We start from the raw sequence: 24,118 nt of genomic DNA on the forward strand, positions 1-24,118 counted from the left end.
CCTGCGTTACGGGGTGAGCGTGAACATCGACGTTGCCGGGACCATGGGCAGCGTCTATCAGGAGTACTATGGCTTCGACCTGTGGTGCCGGGGGATGAAGAGCTCCTCCGTGGGTCAGTTCAGCGGGCTGCAGTTCGTCAGCAGCGATCCCAGCGTGGCCAGCGTGGACGCCAGCGGGCTCATCACCACCGGAAAGGTCTCCAACTCCGGCTATCAGAAGACCGGCACCGCCACCATCTCCATCCTGGACGCCTCCGGCCGTATGCTGGCCAGTGTCCGGGTGGGCGTGCTGGGCAGCAAAACCGACGAGAACGGCGTCACCTCCGACCGGTTCACCGTCCCCATGGTGGCGGCGGGGGAGAGCGCCAGCGTGGCCGTGGACGCCCAGGGCTTGGTCTGGATGTGGGGCACCCTGCAGCCGGACGGGGTCCTCCAGCCCGACGGCACCATCGCCGAGTCTCCCATGTACAAGGTCCCCATGCCGGTGTACATGGACGCCGAGCACAGCGTGCAGATGTCCGGCGTGGTCATGGTGGCCGCCGGCGCCCACCACTTCCTGGCCCTGACCAAGGACGGGCTGGTGTACAGCTGGGGCGACAACAGCTACGGCCAGCTGGGCGTCTTTGAGATGAACGACCAGTATCAAAAGACCATTGTCTACGATACCGACGTATTCCATCAGCCCCTTTGGAAGGATATCTTTGTCCCCGTCCGCTCCGAGAACTACACCCTGCCCCAGAACGTGCGGGACAAGCTGATCGCCAGCTCCGGGGCCGCGGTGTTCCTCCCCGACATCAAGTACATCGCCGCCGGCGACTATCACAGCCTGCTGGTGGACGTGAACGGCAACGTTTGGTCCTTCGGCCGCAACGACAAGGGCCAGCTGGGCACCGGGGACGCCGAAGCCCACGGCTATGAGCCGGAGAAGGTGCTCAAGGGCGCGTCCGACAGCGCGGACCTCTACCTGGACGACATCGTCCGGGTGGACGGCGGCGCCAGCCACTCCGTGGCCGTGCGGGCCGACGGCTCCGCCTTCGCCTGGGGCGACAACACCTATGGCCAGCTGGGCGCCCCTACCGTGGAGCCCGCCATGGCCCCCATCCAGGTGGAGAACTACGTCGGCGGATCCGGCGACTACCTGGCCAATGTGATCGACCTGGCCGCCGGCGGACGGCACACCCTAGCTCTCCTGGCCAACGGGAGCGTGTACAGCTGGGGCGACAACAGCAAGGGCCAGCTCGGCGTCAGCCTTGGCAATGGAAATACCTTTACAAGCATTCCCCAGAAGGTGAATCTGACCCAGGCCCGCCAGATCTCCGCGGGTGAAGCCCACTCTCTGGTCATGACCTATGACTATGTCAGCGGCAAGGATGACGCCGCCATCTGGGCCTTCGGCGACAACACTTACGGCCAGCTGGGCATCAATCCCAGTGCCGACGGCAGCTATGCCGCCAGCACCTCCGTCCCCACCCGGATGGGCAAGGGCTCCAGCACCTCCGCCCTGGACGCGGTCTACGCCCGGGAGCTGATGACCATCTCCGCGGGCTACCGCAATTCCCTGGTGGCTCGGGAGGAGGGCTCCGTGTGGGGCACCGGCCTCAACGTCAACGGCCAGCTGGGCGACTTCACCACCGAGAACCGCAGCCTGCTGGTGCAGGCCGGTCTGGGCAACTACTATGCCATCGTCATCGGCGACGCCAAGGTCTATGACCGCTACGGCAGCACCGTGGAGAAGGAGCTGGGCCCCAAGATGCCCAACCCCTCCGCTATTACGGTGGATCAGATGCTCTGGATCGATCCCAACGATCTGATCGAGTCTTACTCCAGCGGCTTCAACCTCATCGACACGACCCTTGACAGCCCCATTTCCGCCGCCGACGTGCCCAGCCTGATCTACGAGTCCTCCGACGAGCAGATCGCCAAGTTTGAGCAGCTGTCCGACGGCAGGTGGTATCTGGTTCCCACCGGGGACCTCTACGGCCGCATCACCATTACCATCACCAACCCCAACAACAACTACAAGGGGACCTACGAAATCATGATCGTGCCCCAGGGCGCCATCGTATCCCCCATGGTCACCGCCGGGATCAACTCCACGGTGGCCCTCCGGGGCGACGGCACCGTGTGGATGTGGGGCCAGTTCCGTCTGCTGCGGGACCAGGCCACCGTGGCCCAGAACAACACCACCAATTACAGCTCCGCCTATTACACCGTCACCTATGAGTATCCCACCCAGGTGACCTTCGACGGCCTGGCCGCCGGGGATTACATCATCGAGGTGGCCGCCGGCGACCACCACTTCCTGGCCCTGGACAACAAGGGCAACCTCTACGGCTGGGGCTCCAACGACTACGGCCAGCTGGGCCTGGGCACCTGGAACAGCTTTGAGGCCTACCTGGGAAGCTCCGGGACCAACAACAACGGCACCACCTGGAAGTATTACTACGTGCGTCAGACCAGCACGGACTCCCTGGTGGCCCGGAAGTCTCCCTACTTCGGCACCGGGGACCAGGCTCTTGGCACCGCCCGGAGCATCGCCGCCGGGACCGGCTTCTCCCTGGTGGTCACCCGGGAGAACAACCAGGTGTGGTCCTTCGGCACCAACAAGGCGGTGGGCGTCAGCGACACCAACGCCGCTTACGGCGGTCAGATCGGGATTGGCGTGGCCCCCAAGGCCACCTACGTCACGGAAAACCTGGGCGGCACCGCCACCACCGTGAGCCCCGCCCTGGTCCTCCAGCCCGACACCCTCTACTATCCCGTGCCTCAGGCGGTCCACAGCCTGGAGGACATCGGGACCCTCACCAACATCAGCTCGGTGGCCGCGGGGGCGAACTTTGCCCTTGCACTCCGGGCCGACGGCACCGTCTATTCCTGGGGCTCCAACGCCTCCGGCCAGCTGGGCAACCCCGAGGCCGGGAACCGGAGCCTGGTGCCCGTCCAGGTGGCCGCCGGCGCCTCCGACCCCAACGGCTACTATATCGACCAGGTCACCAGGATCGCCGCCGGGACCAACCACGGCGTGGCCCTGAAGAAGAACGGCCAGGTCTATGCCTGGGGTTATAATGGCGACGGCCAGCTGGGCAACGGCAGCACCCAGAACCAGGGCGCGCCCGTGCAGTGCACCTCTTCCGTGGTGAGCGGCAAGGCAGCCAGCCAGATCGCCGCCGGGGACAACCATACCCTGATGCGCCTGAAGGACGGCACCGGCGACCTGGTGGTGGCCTGGGGCCAGAACACCTCCGGCCAGCTGGGCATCGGCACCAACGTCAACGCCACCTATCCCACCGCCGTGGTGCTGGACGGCGGGCTGTTCCACGACCTGGTCTCCCTGGCCGGCGGCTACACCCACTCCGTGCTGATGGACAAGTCCGGCGCGGTGTATATGATGGGCAGCCAGGGCTGGGGCAAGTATAATGCCGCCTCCTCCGACCCCACCGTGACTACGGATATCCGCAGCCCCGGCCGCTACGGCAGCGAGGCTTACGATCAGATCGTGTGGATCGCCGGGGCCGACGCCAACGGGATCGGCGTCAAGCAGGACAACTTCTATACGCTGAGCGCCAATATCAGCGGCGACGCGGCCCTGGACGCCGGGGCCAACCAGACCATGAGCATCCCTGTCAGCGAGCTCTATGTGGACAGCTATGCCGCCTTCAATCTGCTGACCACTGTAAAGCGTTATGCCTTGATGGACCCCGCCGCCCTCATTTTCGACAGCAGCGATCCCAGCGTGGCCACCGCCGCCCTGGTGGGCGGAAACGTGGTCATCACCGGCCACAACGTGGGCCGGGCCTCCATCTATATTACCTATATTATCGACGATGTCCCTCATGGGGTCATGCTTCTGCAGATCACGGTGACGGAGGTCTCCTATGCCGTTTCCTCCGCCCTCGCCGTGCCCATGGTGGACACCGGCCTGGCCCACACGGTCTCCCTGAAGGCGGACGGCACCGTGTACGCCTGGGGCGCCAACAATTACGGCCAGCTGGGCGACGGCACCACCACCACCCGCTCTTACCCGGTCCAGGTCATGACGGGGGCCAACGCCCCGCTGACCGGCATCGTGGCCGTGGCCGCCGGTTACCGCCACTCCCTGGCGCTGGACCAGAACGGCCATGTCTGGGCCTGGGGCGACGCCACCAACGGCGCGGTCAACGCCAACGGCAACCAGCTCTATGCCAGAATGGTGATGATGGACGCCGCCACGCCGCTGAGCAACGTGGGCGCCGTGACCGCGGGGGGCTACTTCTCCGTGGCCCTGGACAAGACCGACGGCTCCGTGTGGTTCTGGGGCCTCAACAAGTTCAGCGAGATTCGGGATATGGCGCCCACCAGCTCCACCGCCGGCAGCCTGATCAGCTCCTTCCTCGTGCCCCAGAAGATGTGGGCCGGTATGTCCGGCAGCCACCTGGGCGTGCTGGGCGACGGCTTCCACAATTTGAAGAGCGCCGAGTACCTTACCAACATCGTGGCCGTGGAGGCCGGGTACGACAGCCTGCGCATGCTCCGCCAGGACGGCAGCGTCTTTGCTCTGGGCGAGAACACCGCCGGCACCCTGGGCACCGGATACAATAACACTGCCTATTCCGCCGTAGTCCGGGAGTACAACCCCTACCCGGTGGCGGCCGGCCAGCGGTATACGGACCTGGGTTACCGCCGCCTCACCGACGTCCTCTCCCTGGACGCCGGCTACTACCACGCCGTTGCCCAGGTGCGGGAGACCGACGGCATCCATGCCGCCGTGGCCTGGGGCCGCAACTCCGCCGGACAGGTGGGCGACGGCACCACCACGCCCACGGACACCGCCTACGCCCGTACACCCAAATATGTCCTGCTCTCCACCGCGGATGTGGACAACGGCATCGCCGAGGTCCGCATGACCGGCGTGCGGGCAGTCTACGCCGGTGCCTACGCCTCCGGCGCCCGTGTCATGCCCGCCGAGGCCGCCGCTCTGGGGGCCAACGCCTACGCCGACTACAACGACCCCACCGACTCCTATGAGTTCCAGTACCTCTATGTCTGGGGCGCCGGGAACACGGGAGCCCTGGGACAGGGCAACGCCGACAGCGCCAACAAGCCGCTGCCCAGCCGGGTGGTGCGGGGCAACTCCCACAACGACACCCGTTACGACACCAACGCCAACTACGACGGGTATTTCAACCGGGCCACCGACCTGGCCCTGGGCGAGTACGCCAGCGTGGCCGTCCAGGACGAGGGCTCCGTCTGGGCCTGGGGCACCAACGGCGGCAGCAGTGTGGCCGGGACCCTGGGCGACTTCACCACCGCCAACAAGTTCTACCCAGTCCAGGTGGGCCGGATCGACGACGGCGCCATGGTGGTGGACGACGCCTATCTGAGCTATGCCCCCTACGGCGACCGGGTGGGCGAGACGCCCGCCGGAGTGGCCGTGACCTACTCCGCCCAGAACCAGTTCCAGGTGAACGAGCTCCCGGCCTATAACCCCCTTGGCAGCTACATCACCATGGGACAAAACTATACCCTCACCATCGAGCTGGGCAAGGTCTTCCGCCGGACCGCCCGAAACTTCGGCCTGCGCAATCCCGCCGACAGCCGGGACGACGCCCCCTCCCTGGCCTCCGACGTGACGGTCACCTCCATGGCCCCCGAGCTGCTCCAGGTGGTGGACAACGGCGACGGCACTGTTACCCTGGTGCCCGTCCGGGACGACGCCACCGGCGAGGTGCGCCTGGTCATCCGGGACCGGGAGCATAAGACCCAGACATTGCTCACCGTACGGCTGATGCCTTACGCCTCCAAGGAGACCACCGACCAGTCCATGAACTGGGTCTACGGCGCCGACAGCAAGATCATCGCCGTGCCCATGGTCTCCTCCGGCGCCTACCATACCGCCGCCCTCCTCTCCGACGGCACGGTGTGGACCTGGGGCAGCAACTATATCCCTGTCACGAGTGGGTTTAACTATTATGGTATGCTGGGCAACGGTCTGAACCATGACGGTAATATCGACGGAAACAGCGTGGCCAGCGCCAGCCGGAACTATCCCGTCCAGGTCGTCAAGGCCGACGGAAGCCTGCTGACCGGGATCGTCCACATCGCCGCCGGAGGCACCAGCACTTACGCCGTGGATAAGGACGGCTTCGTCTGGTCCTGGGGCGACAACCAGCACGCCCAGCTGGGTTACAGTTCCACCCAGTTGGACGGCTACGGCCGCATTGCCGACAGCAGCCGGTATTCCACGGTGGCCCAGCGGGTCTCTCTGGGCGCACAGGCACCGGGTACTGGCGATGGGGAGGACATTTACCTCCACAATATCGTACGGGTCGCGGCGGGCTACGAGACCGCTTACGCTCTGACGGCGGACGGCTATGTTTTCGCCTGGGGCAGTGACTTCATGGGCGAAGTGGGTATTGCCAGAGGTGTGGAGTATTATAGAAATTCTCACAAAACCTGGACCCATAGCCATGGTTGGGGCAGCTGTAATGTCTTTGGTTACTCCCCCTATGTCATGACGCCTGCCATGGTCCGCTCTGAGAACGGCGACGTGGACCGGGACAGCAATAACTATGGCTATCTCCACAACGTGATTGACCTTGTAGCAAGTGACCATGGCGTTCTGGCGCTGAAGACCGACGGTTCCGTGGCTTACTGGGGCGATTTCAACCAAACCGGGTTGAGCCGGAGCTGGTATATTTACAGTGAAAACTGCAGCAACCTGCACTATAAAGACTTTATGGGCCAGTCCTACGGCGTTTGGACCAACCCTGTAGGCAGCCAGCTTCAGGATTTTTACACCGGATTTGACGATCTGGCCGGGGAAAATACCATCGCCCCCCTGCGCATCGACAAGCAGGCGGACGTGTCCACCAACCACACCGGCGAGGTCAGCGCCACCCTGAACAACCTCTCCGAGGACTACTATCAGCGCAATATCGTCACCATCGCCGCGGGCGGCAACCACGCTCTGCTGCTGGACAGCCACAGCCGCTTCGTCTACGGCTTCGGCTCCGCCGCTTACCACGACCTGCTGGACGCCGCGCCCAGAGCCACCGTCCGGGGGGCCGTGGCCCGAGGCAACGGGACCCAGAGCCCCAACCTGGCCAAGGTCTTTGACGCCTCCGACCCCGCCATGGTGACCGCGCCCGATTACCACACCTACGCCAGTGAATTCCACATCACTGGCCTGGCCGCTGGCCACTACACCTCCGCTCTGCTGGGCACCCTCCGGGATGGGGACGGCAATCTGGTGGAGGCGGGCGTCATGTACGCCTTCGGCCAAAACAACGCGCTCCAGACCGGCGTCAGCCTGGCCGCCACCCCCGACAACGTGGTGACGGTGCCCACCCGCGTCCTGGCGGGCTGGAATGAGTCCGGCTGGGAGAACGTGGACAACAAGATGATCCAGGTCCGCTCCGCCGACTTCGGCACGGAGGGGGCCGTGGCCCTGCGCGCCGACGGCTCCGTCTGGACCTGGGGCGGCAATACTTACGGCCAGCGGGGCGACCAGTCCTCCATGGGCGCGGCCTATGACGACGCCAATACCCAGGTCAGCTCCACCACGGGCCGTCCCCACCGGGTGGGCGACGCGGGCTACGACCGCATTGCCCTGGTGGACAAGACCACCGGCCAGTTCTACGACAAGACGGGGACCGGCACCGGCGATATGATCCAGGACTATTTCCTCACCCTGAACGGCGGCGAGAGCGTCAGCGTGGATGAGCTGGTCCGGGTCACCGGGAAGGGCTTTAACCTTTACAAACACACCGAGCGGGTGGTGCTGGCCGACGCCAGCGGCACCGGCACCGACGCCAACGGCAACGCCGCCCCGGTGGTCAGCCCCGCCGACAGCCGCTTCCTCTTTGTTCCCGCCGACGACCGGCTGGTGCATATGGAGGGCATCAACATCGTGGCCAACAGCCTGGGCCACTATGGCGAGACCACCCTGGCCGTGTACGACACCCTCACCGGCGGACTGATGGGCCAGATCGTGATCACCGTCAAGCGGCCCGCCGAGGGGGGCGTGGAGGCCTCTTTCACCGCCCCCATGGCGGCCAGCGGCGACGATTTCACCGTGGCCCTGCGCGCCGACGGCACCGTGTGGACCTGGGGCCGGAACGCCAGCGGCCAGCTGGGCAACGGTACCAACGTGGACAGCTACTCTCCCGTCCAGGTGATCCGCTGGGACGGCTACGCCCTGGAGAACGTCATCGCCGTAGCCGCGGGCGGGAGCCATGCCCTGGCCGTGGCCGTGGAGACCGGCACGGACGGCGGCAGCGTCAACCGGGTCTACGCCTGGGGCCTCAACGCCAACGGCCAGCTGGGCAACGGCAACCTGGTCAGCAGCAACTCCGCCGCTCCGCTGAACGTCACCTTTGACAACAAGTCGGTGGTCCGACTGGCCGCCGGCGCCGCCCACTCCCTGGCCCTCACCGAGGATGGCAGCGTCTATGCCTGGGGCAGCAACGCCTGGGGCCAGCTGGGCGTGGGCAACAACACCAACGCCAGCAACGTCCGCAGCAACGTGACCCTGCCCATCCGGGTGCGGAGCCTGGCCGGCGGCGTCACCGAGCAGCCCTGGCTGGACACCGTGGTGTCCATCGACGCCGAGTACAATTACTCCCTGGCCCTGCGCGCCGACGGCTCCGTGGCCGTCTGGGGCGCCAACAACAACGGCCAGATGGGCAAGGGGACGGTGGACTCCGCCGCCACCCGGGTCCAGGTCATGCCCGGCCTGATCCTCCGGGGCGCCATGGGCAAGGACACCCCCTACGGGACCTCCGGCCTGATCCTGACCCACGACGAATACCTGCGGGGCGCCATCACCGCCGCCGCAGGCGCGGAGCATGCCGTAGCGGCCACCGGAGAGGGAAATGCCTGGGCCTGGGGTCTCAACGACGTCCAGCAGGTGGCCCCCTCCGCCAGCCTGAGCACCACCCGCTCCAGCCTGCCGGTACAGGTGTCCGCCACTTGGCTGGACGACGGCGCGGGCCGGGCGGCCCATGTCACGGCCCACGCCGGACAGACCTTCTTCACCGACAACCTGGGCACCGTGTACGCCATGGGCCGCAATAACGTCACCGACGTGGTGAACTCCCTCCTGGGTATCGGCGCCGCCGACGCCTCCACCGGCGTGCCCGTTTCCGTGAAGAAAGAGACCACCGGCGTCCATAACGGCATCTACTATTACAACACCGACCTGAACAGCAGCCTGCTGGACAAGGTCATGTCCGTCACCGTGGGCGACACCCACGCCGTGGCCATCCGGGACGACGGCACCGTCTACGCCTGGGGCCTCAACAACTACGGCCAGCTGGGCGGCTACGGCAACCTGGACCTGCCCGACACCGCCGGCAGCGGGTACGACCGGGGCCTGGACGGCTATCACACCTCCGCCGCCGACAACGGCAACGCCATGAACCGCTATCACGCCACCCGGGTGGGCGGCGAGGACAGCTATACCCTCTACCTCAACGGCGCCCTCAGCCTGCCCGCCGGCGGCAATTCCCGCACCAGCGTCTCCATCGGCCGCCAGGCCTCCTACGTCACCATGAACGCGGCTCAGACCCTCACGGTGGACCTGACCGCGGTGACCATGAAGCTGGTCACAGGCTTCCGGCTGGAGAACGCGGCCGACGTGGACGACACCAACGCCCTGACGGCCAACGAGCGCAGCCGCACGGCCCTGCTCAGCGGCCTGGACCCCGCCTACGTGACGGTGTACTCCAGCAACGAGAACATCGCCGTGGCCGCCCTGTCCGGCGGCAGCATTCTGGTCACTCCCGTGGCGGGCGCTTACGGCGAGACCAATATCCTGGTGCGCTACGACACCGCCAATACGACGGAGTACGGCCTCATCCACGTCACCGTCCTCCAGGACAACGACGCGGTCCAGGCCGCCACCCCCGACGTCTCCGTGAAGCTGGCCGCCCCCGCCACCGCGGCGGGCCGGAACTTCACCGTGTCCCTGCGCTCCGACGGCACCGTGTGGACTTGGGGCGAGAACGGCTCCGGCCAGCTGGGCAACGGCGCCACCGGCGGCAGCAACGTGCCCGTCCAGGTGGTCAAGGATGCCAACGGCACCCCCCTGAACAATATCATCAGCGTGGCCGCGGGCCCCTACTTTGCCCTGGCCCTGGACGCCGACGGCCACGTGTGGGCCTGGGGCGACAACCAGAGCGGCCAGCTGGGCAACGGCACCAACGCCGCCTCCACCTTCGCCCAGCCGGTGCTGATGGGCGGCCAGGATGAGGCCGACCCCGCCGACGCCTATCTCCACGGCATCATCGCCATCAGCGCCAGCTCCGCCTATGACAACAACACCGGCAGCTCCTTCGCCCTGGCCCTGGATGCCGACGGCCATGTGCTGGCCTGGGGCGGCAACGCGTACGGCCAGCTGGGCACCGGCGGCGTCCGCTCCGCCAACGACGCGGGCAACCGCCTGCCCCAGTACGTCCTCTCCGGCGCCAGCGCCACCGGCGCCTTTGAGAACACCGGCGACATCAACGGCCGCCTTCAGGACGTGTTCGCCATCGCCGCCGGCGGAAACCACGCCGTGGCCCTGAAGGGCAACGGCACCGTCTACGCCTGGGGCCGCAACGACGGGGCCCAGCTGGGCAGCGACATGGCCAAGGACGGCCACGGCCTGGCTCTGGCCACCACCGCCCGGGCCGTGACCATGGGCGGCAACACCGACAGCGGCAACGGCGGCGCGGACCCCCATCTCACCCTCCGGGGCGTGATGGATCTGGACGCCGGCGACGACTTCACCGTGGTGGAGACCGAGGGGCACCACGCCCTCCGGTTCGGCACCCTCACCAGCCGGGACGGCTATCTCACCGAGACGGAGTACCACCCCGCCTACCTGGTCACCGCCGATGAAAACGGCTTCGGCGTGAACCGGGTGGAGGGCGTCCAGGACGTGGCCGCGGGCAGCCGTCACGGTCTGGTGGCCGCCGGCACCCTGGCCGGGGCCGACACCGCCGTGTGGTCCTTCGGCCGGAACACCGCCGGCCAGCTGGGCAACGGCTACGCCGCCACCCAGAACAGCAACAACCACGTGGTGGACAACGAGTACAACGCCGCCCGGGTGGTCTCCGGCTACAATTACGACGCGCCGCTGACCAGCTACGCCGAAAACGTCATCGCCGTCTCTGCCGGCGCCGACCACAGCGTCCTCTATCAGCAGGACGGATCCGTGTGGGATATGGGCCGGGGCGCGGAGGGCCAGCTGGGCCACGGCGCCTACACCGACAGCTACCTGCCCGTTCGGGCGGGAGAGGCCTCCAATCTGTCCATCAAGCCCGACAAGATGACGGTGCTGAACGCCGACGGGACCACCGCCGTGGAGTATGTCTACTCCATGGGCAACAACGTGCCCGAGCGGGTGACCCTGGCCCTGGGCGTCAACGCCCCCGCCAGCGCCCAGAAGCTCCAGCTCCACACCGCCGCCCTGGCCCTGGTGTACTCCGACGGCTTCAACCTCTACACCGACGGCTACCGCAACACCCTCACCGGCGGCTATACCGTGAGCTATACCTCCAGCGACACCACCGTGGGCGTCATTGACGCCAACGGTCTGCTCACCGCGCCCGGCAACAAGGCGGGCACCACCATCGTCACCATCACCGTCACCCTGGCCAACGGCCAGGTGGTCACCGGCCAGATCTCGGTGACTTACAGCGACAAGACCGCCTTCCAGGATCCCCAGGTCTCCGCCGGGCGGGACCACTCCGTGGCGGTCTCCGGCGACGGCAAGCTCTACGCCTGGGGCCTCAACGACAAGGGCCAGGCCGTCCCCGGCGACAGCACCGCCCACTTCGAGTACCCCCGCCTCGTCACCTGGACCGACGCCGTGGGTAACCCCGTGCTGGTGAAGGACGCCCAGGCGGGCGACGGCTTCACCCTGGCGCTGGACACCGCGGGCAGCCTGTGGGCCTGGGGCCAGATCAACGGCGCCCTGGTGGACGAGCCCACCAAGGTGACTTTGGCGCCTACTGTCCAGCAGATCTCCGTCTGGGGCGGGAACATTATCGTTCTGGACAGCAACGGCGAGGTGTGGACCGGCAGCCGGGATACCCTGGACAACCTGGTCCACCTTGAGACCGCGCCCGGCGCCTACTTTGACGGCGTGAGCCAGGTGGCCGCCGGCCAGGAGCACTATCTGGCCTTGAAAAACGGCACGGTCTACGCCTGGGGCGGCAACAGCCGGGGCCAGCTGGGCACCGCCTTTGCCGCCGACCCCCAGGTCTACGACGTGGCGGATACCGCCGCGTCCGGCTACGACGCCTATAACGCCCTGGCCACTTATAACGCGGGCGCTTACACCAGCCAGACCTTGTACGTGCTCTCCGGCGGCTCCGCCGCCTCCAGCGCCCTGCCCACCCCCGTGCAGGTCTCCGACGGGATGGGCGCCACGGTCCGGGTGCTGGTGGCCAGCACCCACGAAGAGCCTGTGGATCCCAGCGATCCCACCCAGGGCACCGTCACCGTGGTGGACAGCTGTGTCTATCAGGACGTGCTCTCCCTGGGCAGCGACAGCTCCACCGTCCTGACGGGGGTGAAGTACATCGCCGCCGGGGCCTACCAGTCCGCCGCGGTGGGCGGCGACGGCAGCGTCTACGTCTGGGGCGCCAACGATAAATATCAAAGCGGCGTGTCCGCCGACACCGGCGACATCACCGTGCCCACCCGCCTCCAGGTCGTTGACCCCGCCAGCGGGGAGACGGTGGAGCTGACCACGGGGGCCAAGGTCTCCCTGGGCCAGGACAGCGGCTTCGCCGTCACCGACAACGGCAACGTCTACGCCTGGGGCTATCAGGCCAACGGCCAGCTGGGCACCGGGTATGATCCCAGCAACGCCGCCCAGACCTCCGACGGCATGACCGCCACCGGCGTGGAGTTCGTAAAGACCGCCCAGCTCATGCGCAAGGGCGACAGCTTCAACGCCGCCGCCGAGGCTTATATGCAGGGCATCACCGCCCTGGACGCCGGGATGGGCCATACCCTGATGGTCCGGGCTGACGGCCAGGTCTACGCCTCCGGCTCCAACAACAATTACAAACTGGGCGCCCACAGCATCTACGCCGGCTACAACGGCTCCGGGGCCTATACGGGCCTCATCACCGCCGAGCCCGCCGTGGTGGGCGATCTGGAGGCCAAGACTCTGGTGCCCGGCAAGGTCACCGTGTACGACGTCGCCTCCGGCAACGACGTCAAGATCTACCAGTACACCCTGGATACCACCACCGGTGAGCCCGTGGCCCCCAAGAACGTGGTCATGAACGAGGAGCAGTACGCCCGGGTGGAGCGGACCGACCTGCTGGAGGTCTATCTCTCCGGCTTCAACCTGCTGGTGAACAGCCGCACCGTGCTGGTGCAGAGCTTGTCCGCCGGACAGCAGTCCCTCAACTGGGTCTCCGGCGAGACCGCCGTGGCCACCGTCACCCCCGACGCCAACGGCGCCAAGGTGGAAGCGGTGGGCGGCAGCTACGGCCTGGTGCCCGTCCGGGTGACCAACACCATCTCCGGCCATACCGGCATCGTCAACATCACCGTGACCCAGAAGCAGACCAACGCCTCCCCCATGGTGGTGGCGGGCAAGGGCTTCTCCGCCGCCCTGCGCTCCGACGGCACCGTTTGGACCTGGGGCGACAACACCTATGGCCAGCTGGGCGACGGCACCCTCGTCACCCACTCCACCCCCACCCAGGTGATGACCAGCTATGCCGACGGCATGAAGCACTATCTGGGCAACATCGTCTCCATCGCCGCCGGCGACCGCCATCTGGTCATGCTGGACGTGGACGGCCACATCTGGACCACCGGCGACAACGCCCTGGGCCAGCTGGGCTACGACACCGTGGGCACCACTGGGGCAACCTATCATACCTTTGCCGCCAAGGTGGATACCGCCGCCAATGACGGCACCGCCCTGGACGAGCTGTTCTTCGTGTCCGTGGCCGCCGGCGCCGGCCACACCCTGGCCCTGACCAAGGGCGCCGAGGTGGTCGCGGATGCCGGCAACGCGGGCTACACCGGCGGCGAGGTCTACGCCTGGGGCTCCAACAGCGCCTATCAGCTGGGCACCGGCACCAGCGCCCAGGGCGAGAGCGCCTCTGCCGCGCCGATGACCTCCACCTTCGTGCCCCAGCACGTGCTGAAGGGCCAGAGCGCTTCCGATACCGACTACCTCAGCAGCATTTCCGCCATCAGCGCCGGCGGGGACCACTCCGTGGCCCTGCGGACCGACGGCCGGGTGCTGGCCTGGGGCGGCAACACTTACGGCCAGCTGGGCGACGGCACCACCGCCGACCGGGGCCTGCCCGTCCTCACCCTCAAGGGCGAGAGCCAGTCCGACGACGATTACACCCGCAGCGTGGTGTCCATCGCCGCCGGTGCGAAGCATACCCTGATCCTGGTCCGGGTGGAGGAGACCGGCCTGGCCGTCCGCACCGAGGTCTACGCCTTCGGCGACAACAGCCAGGGTCAGCTGGGCATCTGGTCCAATGTGAACACCCCGGCCAATTACGCCCCCCTCCGGGTGCGGGGCACCGCCGATTCCGACGCCTCCGGCACCGCCGCCTATCCCAACGGCTGGCTGGGCAGCAACGCCGACGGGGGCGAGGTGATCGTAGGCATCGCCGCCGGCGGGAACCAGAGCTTCGCCGTCACCGAGTACGACAGCGACGTGGCCGGTTCCGGCAAGCTCTACGCTTGGGGCGAGAACGAGTATGGCCAGCTGGGCGTCACGGCCTACACCGCCGACAGCGCCGACGCCCGTCCCGCCGAGCAGCCCCGGACCACCCCCGTGTACGTGGTCTCCGGCCTGTCCGACGACACCGGCTACCTCAACGCCATCCGCAGCGTGGGCGCCGGGATCCAGCACACCGTTATGCTCAAGGCCGACGGTACCGTTTGGTCCTCCGGCTACGGTAGCAACTGGCAGCAGGGCGACGGCACCAACTATACCTATATGTATCCCGTCCGCGCCGGCGAGGATGAGACCACTCTGGTCCTGGCTGACCAGATGTTGGTGGGCGGCGCCCAGTATCCCCTGGGCACCGAAATCATCCGGATCGCCAGCGACGAGACCATCACCATCCCCATGGGTGATCTGAAGGCCCGCTATCTCAGCGGCTTCGACCTGGTGGACCGCAACGCGGGCGACGCGCCCGCCGCGGGGCTGACCCTCACCGGCGTGACGGTGGGGGATGGGCGCATCGCCTCCGCCGCCATCAACGCCAACGGCCTCACAGTCTCCGCCGGCACCCAGGCGGGGGGGACCCAGATCATGGTCCGGGCCGAGCTGGACGGCAAGAGCTACATTCTCATGTTCCAGGTCTATGTGGGCCTGATCTCCAGCGCCGCCCTGGGCACGGCAGGCCAGCGGCCCGCCGACAAGACCGCCCCCATGGTGGACAGCGGCTATCAGCACGCCGTGGCCCTCAAGGCGGACGGTACCGTCTGGGCCTGGGGCCTGGGCACCTCCGGCCAGCTGGGCACCGGCTACCAGACCTCCACCACCTTCCCGGCCCTGGTCCATGAGATGGGCTACGTCTGCCCGGCCTGCGGCACCCTCTGCCATGAGAGCACCGACGGGGCCCCCGGCGTGGGCCACGCCCTGCTGTGCCCGAACTGCGGCCAGGTCTTTGACCGGGACAGCGTCACCGGCGCCAACGGCGCCGCCGTGGCCGTGGGCCAGGCGACGGGCGGCGTCCTGGAGAACATCGTGGGCGTGTCCGCCGGCGACGGCTTTACCCTGGCCGTGGACGCCTCCGGAAACGTCTGGGCCTGGGGCACCAAGGAGCACGTGGTGCCCGGCACCACCGCCCTCACCGCCCGCAAGATCGACTTCTCCCTGAGCCTGGATGAGAACCGGGGCGCGGGCTATGTGATGCCCAAGATCGTGGCGGTGGCCGCCGGCGCGGATCACGCCCTGGCTTTGGACGCCAACGGCACGGTCTGGGCCTGGGGCTCCGACACTTACGGCCAACTGGGCCTGGACGACGTGACGGGCTACGGCTACCACGACCTGCCCACCCATGTCACCCGGGGCGACGCGGCCGCCGACAGTTATTCCACCGTGGACATCGCCAGCGGCTACAAGTATCTGGACCACGTGGTGGCCATTGAGGCGGGCAGCCAGTTCTCCATGGCCCTGCGCTCCGACGGCACCATGTACGTCTGGGGCCGCAACGACGTCAACCAGCTTGGCCTGGGCGACACCACCCACGGCGCCGACGTGAACGTCACCAGCACCAGCACCTATCATACGGTCCAGCAGATCACGGCGGAGGACACCCTCAAGCGGGCTGTCCCCACCCGTCTGGACGTGAAGGACAGCCTGGGCAGCAGCCTGCCCATCCAGGCCATTGCCGCCGGGGACCGCAGCGGCACCGCCCTGACCATGGACGGCCAGGTCTACACCTGGGGCACCTATTGGCTGTTCCAGTATCTCCACTGCAGATATTGGAGCGACTACTACGGCTGGCATCACGCCCCCAGCGTCCACCAGTATTACGAAGAGATCCAGTCCCCCAGGCAGGTGGTCCTGGCGGACGGCGTGACGGGCAGGAGCATCGCCGCCGGCGTCAACGCCGGGTACAGCCTGGGCAGCGACGGAAAGGTCTACGCCTGGGGCTCCAACGCCTACGGCCAATACGGCGACGGCACCCATACCGGTGACCAGTACTCGCTGTACTTTGAGCAGAACAGCTATAACACCTCCCCCAATCTGGCCGCGGTTACCTTCTACAACCGGGATGGCGCCGCCGTCCTGACCCTGTCCAAGGACCAGATGATGTACCAGGGCCACCCGGTCTCCGCCGGTATCGGCCCCGGGGACGGGGATGGCAAGCTCACCAACGTGCTGATGATCGCCGCCGGCAAAGAGACCGGCTATATGGTCAGCACCGATGGATACGTCTACGGCTGGGGCCGCAACGAAGTGGGCGAAGTGGGCAATGTCTCCATCAACGACCGCTACACCACTGCCAGCGCAAGTGGGTCCCATTCCGGCTATACCGTCACAAACCGCTATGCCGCCACCTCTGAGCTGCCCTACCTGGTGGGCGCCCAGGCGGACGACCTGATGCGGATCACCACCGCCGCCGTCACCGCCGCGGTGGGCAGCGACGCCAATATCGCCAACAACCCCGCAAACGCCACCCGGGGCAAGGCGGCGGTCTATAACGCCGCCAATCCCATGCCCGTCAACGTGGAGATCACCCGGACCCAGGAGATCACGGTGAGCGGCAGCGCCATCGTGGAGGAGACCTACAAGGGCTTCAACCTCCAGTGGTACATGACCCAGGCCAACGCCTCCGGCGCCGACCTGAACTGGTACTCCAGCGACGAGAGCATCCTGCGGGTGGAGAAGCTGCCCAGTGGCGACGCCAGGATCTACCATTATGTTCCCGCCGATGGGGGCGGCGATCTGGAGAAGGAGAAGTTCGGCACCGCCACCATCACCGCGGTGGACACCGCCACCGGCTTCACCGGATCCTTCCAGGTCACCGTCTACCCCGAGGGGACCAATACCGACGGGAACGCCCGGGTGTCCAACGCCAAGGTCTACGCCGGGCGGGGCATCTCCTTCGCCATTAAGATGGACGGCACCGTCTGGGCCTGGGGTGACAACACCGCCGGATTCCTGGGCGTGGACCCCAACGCCCAGAGCTCTACCGATACCGAGCAGGAGAGCCCCTTCTCCGCCTTTACCTGGGACTTCCTGCCCGCCGGTGACATCGCCACGTCCCTGGAGACCGCCAGCGGCGCCCACACCACGGCTCTGCAGGAGCTTGGGACCGCCAGCGGCGTCACCGTCAACGCCCTGGCCGACGTCAACGCCCTGGGCTGGAACGGCAAGGTCTCCAGCGCTCTGACCGGGGTGAACGGCGTTCTGGGCGACGCGGCCAGCGTTCTGGCCGCCGTGGCCGACGTGTTGGCCCAGTCCACGGTGCAGGGCAGCATCGTGGAGCCCATCATGAACGCGCTGGATGCCGCCATGACCGCCAAAAAGGCGGCCCTGGACACGCTGAAAAACGCCATCGGGGCCCTGAACGCCCCCAACGGCCTGACCAGCGCCAACATCGCCGCCCTTCAGACCGCCCTGGCCGACTATGACGCGGCCCGGGCCGGGCTGGACGCGGCCCTGGCCGCCGCGAAGGCGGACTTCGACGCCGCCCTGGCCAGCGTGCCCGCCGGCGACGCCATCCTCACCTACATGAGCGCGGTCAATACCGCGCTGGCAGCCTATACCAGCAGTGTGACCACACTGGAGAGCGACCTGGGCACAGGGACCGCCGCCGGTGTTTTGGAGACACTGAGCGTCAGCCTGCCCGAATTGGCCGCCAAGGTGGGCATCTGGGAGACCGCCAAGGCCGACGAGGATGCCGCCCGGGCCAGCGAGGCGGGCTGGGCCTCTGAGATGAATTTCTACACCGTGCTCAACGACTATCTCAACAACTCCTCCACCTACACCACCGGCCTGCCGGTCATCACCGGCCTGAGCACGGCGGGGGAGAGCCTGGACAGCATCGTGCTGCCCTCCATGCTGCTGGCCGGCGATTTCTCCGCCGCCTTTGGAGATCCGAGCCTGGCCGCCGACCTGGGCCTGAGCTATGCCAGCCTGCCCGTCATCGCTGTCGCCGGAAACGGGGGCACCGGCTTTGCCTCCGGCACGGCCAGCAGGCTCACCGTGGGCAAGGGCATCCAGGCCATCCAGGACGGGGCGTTCCAGAATACCTCGATCAGTACGGTCTATTGGTACGCCGGCCAGTCCAGCGCCGTCACCGCCTCCGCCTTCACCGGCACCAATGTGGTGGATGTGTGGGTGGAGGACGCCGCCTCCGCCAACGAGCCCTACTTTGAGGCCCTCTTTGGCCCGGCGGTGAACGTCCGTGTCCCCGAGGGCTCCACCGACGACGATGCCGAGACCTACGACACCAGCCGGGTCAACACCCCCATGCAGGTGCTTGGCGTCAACGGCGTGGGCCTGCTGGGCGACCGTAAGACCAAGAACGGCGACGGCGCCGCCAACGCCATCTACAACGATGCCGTGGTGGCCCTGGCGGTGAACGAGAGCGCCGCCACCAACTTCCACAACATGGCCCTCACCGCCAAGGGCGACGTGTACGCCTGGGGCTACAACGACCGCGGACAGGTGGGCGACGGCACCCTGACCAACCGGACCCATCCCGTGCGGGTCCTGGCGGGGGAGAGCCCCTATTGGTACACCGTGGATTCCGCCACCGGCCTGCGGATGGAAAACAGCGGCACCGGCACCCGCTACCTCACCGGAGCGGTGCAGATCGCCGTGGGCCACAGCCACTCCCTGGCCCTTTTGAAGGACGGCACGGTCCTGGCCTGGGGCGCCACCAACATGGGCCAGGGCGGTTATGACACCGGTCTGGACAAGTACGCCGCCACCCCGCGGCTGGTCCGCGTGGGCGGCAGCGTGGGCGACCGGGAGTACCTGTCCCATATCGTCCAGATCACCGCCTCCGGCGCCAACACCACCGCCGGCACCTCCGCCGCCCTGCGCTCCGACGGTACCGTGTGGATGTGGGGCGCCAACGGCAGCGGCCAGCTGGGCGACAACTCCGTCCTCTATAAATCCTTCCCCAACGCGGTCCAGGTGGGCGCCCTCAACGACAGCGGCTCCGCCTATGTCACCGTGCGGCGCGGGGAGGAGAAGGGCACGCTGGATACCGACACCAAGAAGGATTTCGGCAGCAGCGCTTACCGTACTTACCTGAACGGCGCGCCCGCCATGCTGGACCGGGTGGTGGAAATCGACCTGGGCGCCAGCCATATCCTGGCCCTCACTAATATCTACAACAGCGACGGCAGCCGGGGCGACCGGACCGTCTACGCCTGGGGCGACAACACGGCCGGGAAGCTGGGCGACGGCACCTACACCGAGCGCCATCTGCCCGTGCCCGTCTCCAAGACCTACGGCGACGGCGCCATCGCCAACATCGCCCACGTCTCCGCCGGCGGGACCCAATCCCTGCTCCTCACCGAGCTGGGATGGGAGCCCAAGGCTGTGGCCGGGACGGCCGGCGTCATCGTGGCCGAGGCCCAGGTGTGGGCCTGGGGCGCCAACAACGTGGGCCAGATGGGCAAGGTCCCCAACGGCAGCGCCAACCCCGGCACCGCCGAGCCCGTGCCCGTCCAGCCCTTGGCGGGTGAGAACTCCGTCAAGAACGCCGCCGACGAGGTCTACAAGAACCTGACTGCCGTGCAGTCCGTCACCGCCGGCTACGACCACGGCATCGTGGTGGGCAACACCGGCTATGTGTACGCCTGGGGCAACAACAACATGAAGCACATCGGCGACTTTACCGAGACCATCCGTACCGCCCCGGTCCGGGTGGGCGCCCTGCCGTACCGCAGCCTGGAGCTGACCCATGCCGTCCACTACCAGGCCGACGGCTCCGTCAAGCAGACCTATCTGATCGATACGGCCGCCGGTCAGCCGCCGCTGTCCATCACCATGCGCTCCGGCGAGCGGTATGTGGGCGACTGCAACGGCGCCTATCCCATCAACAAGATCGACTACAAGGGCTTCAACCTCTTTGCGGACACCGAGATCACCAAGCTGGACGGCAGTGAGAACATCCTCATCAGCATCTCCAACCCGGAGGTGGTCACCGCCGAGATCGAGACCAACGCCGGGGTCAAGCAGCTGGTCATCAAGCCCATCGCCGGGGCCTTCGGCCGCTCCACCGTCACCTTCTACATCATCGACGAGAAGGACGGGGTGAGCTATGTCTACTCCGGCTCCGTGCTGGTCACCGTGCTGCCCGACGACGGCGTGGCCGTGCCCATGGTGGCCGCCGGGCGGGACTTCACCCTGGCCCTGCGGGCCGACGGCACGGTGTGGGCCTGGGGCGACAACCTCTACGGCCAGTTGGGCACCAACCTGCCCTTCGACTACAACGGCCGCAACGAATACGACCAGCGCAGCAAGACTGTGCCCGTCCAGGTCATCTTCCCCACGGAGGAGGGCCACGACAACCGCGTCACCCACATCGCCGCCGGCGGCTACCACGGTGTGGCCGTCACGGTGGAAGGCCGGGTCTTTACCTGGGGCCGCAACGATTACGGCCAGCTGGGCAACATGGAGAGCGAGAGCCAGACCAAGATGAACGCTGCTGTTCCCGTCCTCACCCGGGGCGTGAACAACCAGCCCGACCCCATCTCCAACGCCATCCGGGCCGCGGCGGGCGATAACTTCTCCATGGTCCTCACCGCCGACGGCGAGGCCTATGTCTGGGGCCAGAACACCTCCGGCCAGCTGGGCATCAACACCAGCAACAACATCAGCCACCCCATGCGCCTGCGGGGCTACAACGGCGGCGGCTATATGAACAACCTGGTTGCCATCTCGGGCGGTCAGAACCACGCCATGGCCCTGCGGTCCGACGGCTCGGTCTTTGCCTGGGGCTCCAACGCCTCCGGCCAGCTGGGCAACGCCACCACCGTCTCCGAGGCCGCCCCCATCCAGGTCAAGGTGGACGCCGCCGCGGCCGCCGCGGCCGGAATCCCCAACGACGGCACCTATCTCACCTCCATGGCCGGGATCTCCGCCGGCGACAGCTTCTCCGTGGCGCTGGGCCGCAACAGCTCGGTCTACGCCTGGGGTGACAACACTTACGGCCAGCTGGGTGACGGGAGCGCCGTCTCCACAACCCTGCCCATCCGGGTCCGGGCCGACAGCGCGGTGGTCCGCCCCGAGGACACCGTGACGGTGACCGACGCCACGGGCAGCGTGACCTATCTGAACAACATCGTGGACATCTCCGCCTATGGCCGCCATGTGTCGGCCATCACCCTGAAGGTGCCCGCCACCGCCAGCGCCGTCCTGGGTACCGATAATCTGGTGTACACCTGGGGCGAGAACACCTACGGCCAGATCGGCAACGCCGAGAGCCTGGCCAACGCCCCCGCCGGGACCACCAGCATCTACGAGGCCCTGCCCACGCCCACCAAGTTCAGCGAGGGCGTGTACCCCGGCAAGCAGGCCTACTTCTCCGCCGTGGCCTATACCGTGGCTTCCGGCTATCATCACACCGCCGTGATCGGCCGGGACGGCTATGTCTACTCCTTCGGCAAGGGCGACATGGGCGCCATGGGCAACGCCAGCTCCGCCCAAAACGACGTGCCCGTCCGCACCGGCGTCCGGGAGGACAGCGTCCTGATCCTGGATCCCGCCTACGGCTCCGCCGCCGATCACATCAGCTATACCGACACCAGCCGCGTTGTCCTGCGCAAGGGCGATCCCGCGGCCTCGGTGACGGCGATGAGCTATACCCTGGATCTGGCGGATCTCTACCTGCGCCGCTACAAGGGCATGAACACCTTTGAAGCCGCCGACGTGGAGGTCGGTGGGCTGGACCTGTCCAAGTTCACCGTCACGGTCACCGATCCCACTATCGTGGACATGGCGGCCGCGGGCACCTCCTACACCTTCACCGCCAAGGAGACCGACCGCTCCGGCGAGACCACCGCCGTGGTCACCTATGACGACGGCACCGAGGTCTTTACCCTGGTGATCCCCCTGTTCGTCCAGGACACCAACGCCACCGCCGTGGCCACCGCCAAGGTCATGAGCGGCTACGCCCACTCCGTCCTGCTGCGGCCCGACGGCTCCGTCTGGGCCTGGGGCCTGGGCACCAAGGGCCAGCTGGGCGACAATACCGCCACCAACCGAGCCTACCCCGTCCGGGTGCAGGCTGGCGCCAGCGTGCCCATTTCCGATAAGGTGACGGTGGACGGCGTGGACTACCTGGCCAACATCGTCACCGTGGCCGCCGGCGGGGAGCACTCCGTGGCCGTGTCCGCCAGCGGGTTCGTGTACGCCTGGGGCGACAACAAGTCCGGCGAGATCGGCATCGGCACTTACGGCACCGCCACCGTGAACGTGGCCCAGCGGGTGTGGGCGCCCGGCGTCACCGCCCCCGCCGCCGACAGCGATTATCTCAGCGGCATCGTCAAGGTGGCCGCGGGCTGGGGCTTCACCCTGGCGCTGGACGACAAGGGCGGCGTGTACGCCTGGGGCGGCAGCCGCAGCGGCCAGCTGGGCAACACCGCCTACGCCGCCAGCGTGGGCACCGGCATCGACGAGCAGTACAACATCACCACCCCCGTCCGGGTGGTCAACGGCACCGCCGCCGGCCCCAATACCGCCGGGGACACCTATAATTACCTGAGCCATGTGGTGGATATCGACGCCACCCAGTACACCGCCGTGGCCCTGCGGGCCAACGGGACGGTCTTCGCCTGGGGTTATTCCGCCGACGGACAGACCGGCGACGGTTACAACCAGGCTTACGTCCAGGCCCCCACCCAGGTCCGGGGCGGCGCTTCCACCGGCAAGTCCAACACCTTTACCAGTGTGGGGAACAACTACGCCACCCAGGAGTTCCTCTACCGGGCCGTGGACGCGGCGGTGGGCGGCGACCACATCGCCATCCTCACCGACGGCTACGACGGCGCGGGCCGCAATTACAGCGTCTACTCCGCCGGCGCCAACGCCTCCGGCCAGCTGGGCCAGGATCCGGCCGCCCTGGCCGCCTCCAACGTGCCCGTGCTGTCCGTCGACGCCGTGACCCTGAACGCCAACGCCTCCAGCACCGGCCATGAGCGGCCGGTCCAGGTGGCGGCGGGCCTGTCCCACAGCGCCTTCCGCACCGTGGACATGAACGACCGGGTCAACTTCGACAACAGCGCTTGGAGGGGCTACGTCTGGTCCTTCGGCAACGGCGACATGGGCCAGATGGGCGACAACACCCGTCAGAGCGTCAACTTTGCCGCCACCAAGGTGGTCAAGGGCGGCTACCGCTCCACCGAGGCCCAGATCGACTACCTGGAGGGTGTCATCGACCTTTCCGGCGGCTACAACCACAGCGCCGCCATCAGCACCTACTATAAAAACGGCACCGGCGCCAACGCCGCCGACATCGACGCCAGCCATCTGGACGGCATGTTCGGCTACGTGTGGAACTGGGGCATCAACACCGACGGCCCCACCGACGCCAGCGGCGCCGAGAACCAGACCGCCATCGGTGTGCTGGGCGACCTGTCTGACTACCGGCTCAACTACCCCGTCCAGGCGGGCAGCCGGGAGAGC

General features: G+C 67.3%; 1 protein-coding gene (only partly in view). It reads left to right on the top strand.

Every position in this 24,118-nt window falls within one protein-coding gene, locus tag AAEU42_RS03160, for an RCC1 domain-containing protein, read on the top strand. The gene is 102,660 nt long; 12,236 of those nucleotides lie to the left of the window and 66,306 to its right, leaving coding positions 12,237–36,354 in view — codons 4,079 (partial) to 12,118 (complete); the first codon wholly inside the window starts at nt 2. Both codon boundaries (start and stop) fall beyond the window edges.

Source organism: Pseudoflavonifractor phocaeensis (assembly GCF_038439875.1).
GTDB lineage: Bacteria > Bacillota > Clostridia > Oscillospirales > Oscillospiraceae > Vermiculatibacterium.